The sequence below is a fragment of the Paenibacillus glycanilyticus NBRC 16618 genome (genome assembly GCF_004000805.1).
Taxonomy (GTDB): domain Bacteria; phylum Bacillota; class Bacilli; order Paenibacillales; family Paenibacillaceae; genus Pristimantibacillus; species Pristimantibacillus glycanilyticus.
The window spans coordinates 1-7990 of sequence record NZ_BILY01000080.1 but is presented as its reverse complement, the minus strand read 5'-3'; the positions used below and the strand labels follow the sequence as shown (position 1 = coordinate 7990).

The 7990-nt window shown below is 50.6% G+C and carries 6 protein-coding genes; 5 read left to right on the top strand and 1 reads right to left on the bottom strand.

Features of this window, described 5'->3' with window-relative positions:
• Positions 1-214 precede the first annotated feature (214 nt).
• From PGL01S_RS30490 to PGL01S_RS30480, 3 genes are all read left to right on the top strand, one after another.
• Positions 215-2932: a stalk domain-containing protein gene (locus PGL01S_RS30490; protein ID WP_127499485.1), complete on the top strand. Its 2718-nt coding sequence runs from the start codon at positions 215-217 to the stop codon at positions 2930-2932.
• Positions 2933-3221: 289 nt separating this feature from the next.
• Positions 3222-4382 carry a sensor histidine kinase gene (locus tag PGL01S_RS30485; RefSeq protein WP_127499483.1) on the top strand — a complete coding sequence of 387 codons (1161 nt, stop codon included), beginning with the start codon at positions 3222-3224 and terminating at the stop codon, positions 4380-4382.
• Positions 4383-4389: 7 nt separating this feature from the next.
• Entirely contained in the window at positions 4390-5118 is a 729-nt protein-coding gene (locus tag PGL01S_RS30480) for a response regulator (protein WP_127499480.1), read from the top strand.
• A 1019-nt stretch (positions 5119-6137) separates the two neighbouring features.
• Here the strand turns inward: PGL01S_RS30480 and PGL01S_RS30475 are convergent.
• Positions 6138-6875 (bottom strand): putative endonuclease domain-containing protein, encoded by a 738-nt coding sequence (locus PGL01S_RS30475; RefSeq protein WP_244935826.1) that lies wholly within the window; start codon positions 6873-6875, stop codon positions 6138-6140.
• Between the two features lie 127 nt (positions 6876-7002).
• Here PGL01S_RS30475 and PGL01S_RS30470 point away from each other — a divergent pair, with 127 nt between their 5' ends.
• Both PGL01S_RS30470 and PGL01S_RS30465 read left to right on the top strand, forming a co-directional pair.
• Complete coding sequence (locus PGL01S_RS30470; RefSeq protein WP_116393607.1) at positions 7003-7455, top strand: hypothetical protein; 453 nt, start codon at positions 7003-7005, stop codon at positions 7453-7455.
• Between the two features lie 101 nt (positions 7456-7556).
• Positions 7557-7990, top strand: a 434-nt coding sequence (locus PGL01S_RS30465; RefSeq protein WP_373864176.1) for a hypothetical protein, incomplete at its 3' end; no start/stop codon positions are given.

Below are 7990 nucleotides of genomic sequence, written 5' to 3'. Positions count from 1 at the left end.
GTCAGGGTCTTATTGACCTAGAGGATGCTGGAATTCGTCTGCAACAGCGATCGGAAGAATGACCTTTTCTCGCAGCCTTGCCCTCGACTTTTGCCCTATCATCATCCAGCACTTACCTCCCATTTTTATTAAGAAATTTTTATACTCGGAACTTTTCTCCCCTTCTAATAGTCTATAATAGATAGATTAATAGATTAGGAGAGTTGCTATAACGATGAGTAAGGTACATAACAGCAAAGTCCGGCAGACGGGAAGTCTAGGCAAAAAGATCGCGGTTGTCGTAATCGGTGGCACATTGCTGGCTCAGCCAGTCTCGTCAGCTATATCTTTAGACTTGAATCCGTTCCAAGCAGGTACAGCAGCGGCTGCTGCTACGGCAGAGCCATCCCTTAAGCTTCTCCAACAGTCGTATATTACGGCTGGCGCGCAAAGAATGGACTATCTCTGGACGACAACACGCAGCGGAAAAGCTGCTAAAGCGAATATCCATGTCATTCAAGTCGATCTCACCAATCCTTATGTGAACTTGAACACGATGAGCGGCAAGAACGATACCGTAGGCAAGCTGAATACGGTTATGAATATGACGAAAGAGAACGGCGCGGTTGCGGGTATCAACGCCGATGTGTTTATCACGACAACGGAAGGCTCGCCAATGGGCGCGCAGGTTATAAGCGGAACGCTTATGACCAGCCCGATGCAAATTAAGGGCATGTACGCTTTTGCCGTGACCAAAGACCGCAAGCCGGTCATCGACAGCTATACCTTTGACGGTAAAGTGACGTCTGCAGACGGCTCCAGCTTTACGCTGGCAGGGCTGAACCAGTCCGCTTATATTCCGGAGGGCGGTTCCTCGAATTACAGCCATCTTAACGCTCTCTATATTTACAATAGCGCCTGGGGCGGCGCGGAGCGCCCTAAAAACTCGTCTACGACTCCAACGGAAGCCCTTGTCGTAAACGGAGTTGTTCAGCAAATTTCGGACGGCAAGCCGTTAACTGGGGCGATCCCGGCAGACGGTTATATCCTGCGCGGTCACGGGACTGCGGCCCAATTTATTCTCGAGCATTTGCAGGTTGGCCAGTCCGTAACATCCGATTACTCACTCGTATCCGCCACATCCGGGCAAAAGGTAGATCCAACGTCCTTTGAAATGCTGGTAGGCGGACATACGATTCTCGTAAATAATGGTGCGGCTGCGACTTTCTCCCGCGATATTACGGGCGTAAGCGGCTCTTCCTACGTATCCCGTACGGCGGTTGGTTATTCCAAGGACGGTACAAAGGTTTATCTGATTACAAGCGAGGACTACGGGGACAGCACGGGGCTTAATCTGAAAGAATTGCAGCAGGTAATGGTGAAGCTTGGCGTATACAAAGGGATCAACCTCGACGGCGGCGGTTCAACAACGATGATTGAGCGTCCGCTTGGCGAGACTTCGCTTCGTCTGGCTCATTCCACGCAATACGATACAACGCAGCGCAGCATTTCCAATTCGATTGGGGTATTCACAACGGCACCGCAAGGCGATCTGAAAGGGATTGCGATTAGCGGTTCGAACGTTCTTTTTGTCGGACAAAAGACAACCTTCTCGGTAAAAGGCTATGATACGTATTACAATCCTTATACGGTAGACGGAACGAACGCAAGCTGGGGCAGCACTACCGGCGTTGGTTCGTTCAGCGGCAATACGTTTACGGCTTCCAAGCCGGGCACAACCAACATTACGGTGAAATCCGGCTCCGTAACGGCTACCTATCCGGTTGAGGTTATCGGCAAAGACCAGATTGCGGAGCTGAAGCTCGACACGGCGGCAGGCGTCCTGTCGAAGGGCGCAACGGTGTCCATTCCGGTAAAAGTTACCTTGAAGAACGGCAAAACCTACAAGCTGACCGGCGACTCGCTGCAATGGGAGTTCACTGGTTTTACCGCAACAACAAGTGGAGACACGCTTACGGTTAACTCCGTCAATCCGGGCACGACAACGGGCTACGCGATTGGCCGCTACGACGGATATGGGACCATGCTTCCGTTCACGCAGGGTGGTTCCGAGAAAACGTTTGAGACATTCGAAAATGTATCCTATGCGATTAATCCGCAGGTGACGCCTTCTGCGACAACAACGGGCAGCGTGAAGCTGGTTACGGACCTGCCGGGCCAAACGTCAGGCAAAGCGCTACAAATTTCCTATGACTTTAGTGCCGGAACTGGTACAAAAGCGGTATACGCGCAGTTTAACGGCAGCTCCGGGAAATCGATCGACGGCTCGCCGGTATCGATGACAATGGACGTATACGGCGATAAGAGCCTTAACTGGCTGCGTGCCGAATTCGTGGATGCCAATGGCACGGCCCACCTCGTAGACCTGGCGAAGCAGCTCGACTGGACAGGCTGGAAATCGGTTAAGGCCGACTTGTCTGCCAAAGGAATGGCGTATCCGGTTAAGCTGAAGCGCGTTTACGTGGTGACAACGCCGGACGGTCAGGATGAGCGTGCCGCAACAGGCGCGGTAGGCATTGATAACATCAAGCTGCAATATGCGGCTTCAACGACAACACCAACTAAGGGCCATATCGAAATGACGATCGGCAAAAAGTCGGCTGTTTCCAACGGCAAGACGATTGCCATGGAGGTAGCTCCGTTCGAGACGGGCGGTACGACTTATGTACCGATTCGGTTTGTTACCGATGCGATGGGCGTTACCCTGAAATGGGACAATAAGCTCAATCGCGTGACTGTTCTGAACGGTTCCAAAATGCTTGAAATGGTCATCGGCAAAAAGGAAATTAATATCAACGGCGCGCTTTCCCAGACGGAAGTTGCTCCAATGATCAAGAACGGAAGAACGTTAATTCCGATCCGTCTCGTTTCCGAAAAATTGGGTCTAAAGGTCACCTACGATAACAAAACGAAAAAGATTGCCATCGATTAATGGTGGACGATCGGCAACCAACCTGTGTTATGATAAAGGGGAATAGCCTTTAACCAGGTGAAACGGCCTCGCTTCCTTGGAGAGCGGGTGGAGTTTCATTCCGAGAATTCTAAGCGCTATTTATAAGGTGAAACTTATATATTCTTAGAATTTGAGAAAAACTTCTATCGAAGTACTTCGAAGATGAAGGGCCGCGTTTCAGTGGTAGTTTTTATCCCCAATCAGAAAGCTAGTTTTCGAGTTCGAAAACTTATACTTTCTGATGTGGTAAGAAAGGTTGCCGATTGTTTTGGACCAGCACATAGTCGATATTAATAGAGTGATTACGAATGCGATCTCCGTCATGGAGGACAGCAAACTGCAAATTTACGAAATATGCGAATCGGCGCGCCAGGAGCTCGAATCCCTTGGTCAAGAGCTCGAGATTGTACTGGCGGAAACGTTAACGACAATCGAAAGAGTAGACCAACTGGAGCAGGACTACCGGCGCGCTCGCATTCGGCTGACTGAAGTTAGCAAAGACTTTGTTCGATATAAAGAAGAGGACATTAAAACCGCCTACGAGAAGGCGACTCAAATTCAGCTCGATCTGATGGTCTACCGGGAGAAGGAAGCGTATTTGAAAACTCGCCGGGACGATCTGCAGAAGCGGGTCCGCAATGTCGAGAAGTCGATCGAGCGGGCGGAGACAATTGCCTCGCAAATCAATGTGGTGCTCCAGTATTTGTCCGGCGACCTGAACCAGGTATCGCGCATATTGGAATCGGCGAAGACGAGACAGATGATAGGTCTAAAAATCATCGTGGCGCAAGAGGAGGAACGGAAGCGAATTTCCCGCGAAATTCATGACGGACCGGCTCAATCTCTTGCCAATATCGTGCTTCGAACAGAAATTGTGGAAAGAATGCTACTAAAGAAGGAATTTCAAATGGTGCAGGACGAATTATTAGATCTGAAAGGTCAGGTTCGTTCCGGACTGGAGGAAATAAGAAAAATTATTTTCAACCTGCGTCCGATGGCCTTGGATGATTTGGGTCTTGTACCTGCACTTCGCAAGTTCGCCCACGACTTTGAAGATAAGACAAAGATCCGGACAATCTTTGAGCTTAACGGTAAAGAAGTCAGGATGCCGTCAGCCATGGAGGCTGGTGTTTTCCGTCTCGTTCAGGAAGCGTTCACCAATGCACAGAAGCATGCAAGAGCATCCTTTGTTACGCTGGAGGTTGCTTTTACGACAGAGACGGTCACGATTACGATCGTGGATAACGGTATTGGATTCCATAGCGAGCAGGCGGAAGCCCATGCGCAGAACAACTCTTCTTTCGGCTTGATTGGCATGCGCGAGCGTGTAGATCTTCTTGAAGGGAGGATGGAAATCGACTCAAAATTAGGACAAGGGACGAAGATTATAATCAACATCCCAATTACCGTAGAGAGTAGAAAGGAGTAAGATGACGATGAACCAGGCTGCGCCGGGAAGTAAGCGCAAGATAAAAGTATTGCTAGCGGATGATCACCAACTTTTCCGCGAAGGACTTAAACGGATTTTGAACATGGAAGACGATCTCGAGGTCATTGGGGAATGCGGAGACGGCATACAAGTGCTCGAGTTTTGCAACCACACGATTCCGGAAATCGTGTTAATGGATATTAACATGCCAATCGAGAACGGCGTTGTAACGACCGAGAGGCTGAAGACGATTTTCCCTGATGTAAAAGTCATTATTCTGTCTATCCATGACGACGAAAGCTATGTATTCGAGACGCTCCGCAAAGGAGCTACAGGCTACTTGCTGAAGGACATGGAAGCGGAGTCGCTCATTAACGCGATCCGTTCCGTCGTGAACGGACATGCTTATATTCATCCGAAGGTGACTGGCAAGCTGATCAATCAGCTCCGCCGCATGACTTACCTCGATGAGATGGGCGTGATTTCGGGCGCTGCGGCTGGCATGGAGCCAGGCGTGAAGTTCATAGCGGGCGAAGACAATCCGCTGACTCGCCGCGAGGCGGAAGTGCTGCGTCTTATGGCGGAAGGCAAGAGCAATAAGATGATTGGCGAGTATTTGTTCATTAGCGAGAAAACCGTTAAAAACCATGTAAGCAGCATCTTGCAAAAGATGGAGGTTGACGACCGCACGCAAGCGGTTATTCAATCCATCAAATATGGCTGGGTAACGCTGTAGCCGGGCTAGCTTTTTTCACACGCGAAGTGCGCTGGGCCTAATCGGCGCGCAGGAGGCGAGGGGCTCGATCGAGGGCAGACCAAAGCTGCATGCGAGAGGCAGGAACCCGGTGAAAAGCGGCCCGCCATCAGGCGGCCGAAGTCAGATCAGGTCTGGTTACAGGTGCATAATAGAGTCCCGTGTCGTAGACGCGGGATTTTTTGTGTTTTCTGGGGGAGGGGTGGCTGGACATCGGCCCGAAGGACTCGATAAGACCCTGCGAGGGTCTTATTGGGGAAGAGAGTAGCTAGTTTGGGTGGGATAAGACCCAGGCAGGGTCCTATCGAATGAGAAGTGGCGGTTGGGAGAGAGAATATGGCGGGGTGACGGGCAGATAAGACCCTGTGAGGGTCTTATTGGGTAAGAAACTAGCTAGTTTGGTTGGAATAAGACCCTGACAGGGTCTTATTGAATGGAATGTGGCGGTTTGGAGCAGGGAAAAGGTGGAGTCGCGATAAGACCCTGCGGGGGTCTTATAGAGGGAAAGAGTAGCTAGTTTGGAGAGGATAAGACCCTGGTAGGGTCTTATCGACTGGGAAGTGCTGCTGGGAGAGTGAATATGGCGGGGTGATGGGCAGATAAGACCCTGTGAGGGTCCTATTGGGTAAGTGAGTAGCTAGTGTAGGTGGGATAAGACCCTGGCAGGGTCTTATCGTATGGGAAGTGGCGGTTGGGAGAGTGAATATGGCGGGGTAACGGGGAGATAAAACCCTGTGGGGGTTTTATTGGGTAAGCAACTAGCTAGTTTGGTTGGAATAAGACCCTGTCAGGGCCTTATCGAATGGGAAGTGGCGGTTGGGAGAGTGAATATGGCGGGGTGACGGGGAGATAAGACCCTGTGAGGGTCTTATTGGGAAAGAGAGAAGCTAGTGTAGGTAGGATAAGACCCCGCCAGGGTCTTATTGAATTGAATGTGGCAGTTTGGAGAGGATAAGACCCTGGTAGGGTCTTATCCAAAGAGAAGATTGAACTTGAGCTAGTTAGACTCTAGGAGTAGCGGTGTGCAACTTGTAGGTACGGACTCGATGGACAGTGGCGTTTGCAGGTTGTAAATAATTTAAACTAACCATTTCTATTAACAGTTTGCGGGCATACTTTGAACTAATTGATAGTAATTGGCTTATATCTTTTGGCGTCACTGGTTTACGGACAAGTTGTATGTAGCGAAGGATCTCTTTTTGCTGCAGGGATAGTTTCGTATCAGGCGTAAGACTGAATAGCTTGCCGAACAGCTGCTGAAGAAATTGCTGGCATTGGCGCGGCTTGCTCTTGATGTCGTCATAGGAGAAGCGGATCACTAACCAGCCGTCCAGGATAAGATGGTTCTGTCGCATCAGGTTGTCGGCGAACTGTCTGCGGTCAGCATCACGGAAGTGTGGACCGTATCCGTCAATTTCGAAGCAAACTTTGTAGGGCTCGCGAAGATAGGCATAATCGAGAAATCGCTGACCGTCCTTGTAGTCATCCACCTCGTATTCTGCGTGCAGATGATCAAGCTGGCCAATAGCCGGCAACCAAACCTGCCTAAGAAATAAATCCTCCGCATGACGCTCTTCGGATAATCTGCGTCTACGTTCGTTGCCACCGGATTGAAGCTGAGCCTGCAACCATTGTTCATATGGGGCTTCAAGTACCTTAACCAGAATAATCACTCCTTTGGAAAATAAAAAAGCACACGGCCCTCCCGTTGGTAACGGGATAAGAGCGGTGTGCTTCACACGCATGATTTCATTTGTATTTATTTTACAATAGACGCAGAGGCATGTCGATCACACATTTTGTCCCCCTTGTCCTTGTGTCCGTAACCACTGGGCTCATAACGGCATATATTGTCACAAAGAGGAGGTGGCCGACCTGATTGCGATTTTTCTTCTTGTGATAGGCTGTTATGCTTTGGCCGCCGCATCGGTGCATGTGGCTTATAGGCTCAGGCGGGGCAAAGTCCGCGAAAGCAAGCATTATGTTCTTGTTGCTCATGATCAGCATATGAAGATGGAAATGTTTTTACGCCAGTTTTCTTCCTATTCGCGCAGAATGGGGACGGATGTTCAGCTTACGGTTGTGGATAATGATTCGGCTGATCAGACCGCTCAGATTGTTGACCGTCTTCGGCGGGAGAACGGGAATATTACGGTTTTTGCGGATGAAGGTTTGAAGGATCGAAAGCGCTCACAATCGGATGACGATTCGGCAGGTCTTATATGGATGCTTAGAAACGAAGGGATTGTAAGCAAGCCGGACCAGGCTATTCTTGTTGATTTGCAGAATCCATCGGATTTGTCGAAAATGCCGTTTTGAGCTATAATGGAAGTTAATTGGAAGCACGGAGTGAAGCACACCCCGATGATGCAATGGCATCATTGAGGTGTGCTTTTTTGCGTGCGCGGGGAGGGAAACGATTGAAAGCTTTTGTGTATGTCGTGCATGTTGGCGGGGGGTGGTCTGCTCAGATGACGATCGCGCCGGAAGTGGACCGGTTGTTTTGGATGGAGGAGGGGCTAGCGGAAGCTGTTAGGTTAGTAGATAGTCGCTATGGCGGGATGAGAAATAAGGATAAAGCGCGGAATGAAGCGGTCGAAATGAGATTAAGAGGGGAGCGGGCGGAAGAAGGCTGGCTATGGGAGGAGGCATTGCCATTAGGGGATGCGATTCGATGCGTGGAGCTTTGGGAGTGCGGTGCTGGGAGCGGTGTTTCGCGGGGCAGCAGCGGTGCGGGTAGTGGCGGCGGGCCGCTGGCTTCGCTCGCGGCCTGCGTGGAGCAGGCGCGCCGCGAAGCCGGCGCGCCAATGCAAGGGCCGGGCCCGCAGGCTGCTGGCGATGCCAGCCTGCGGGC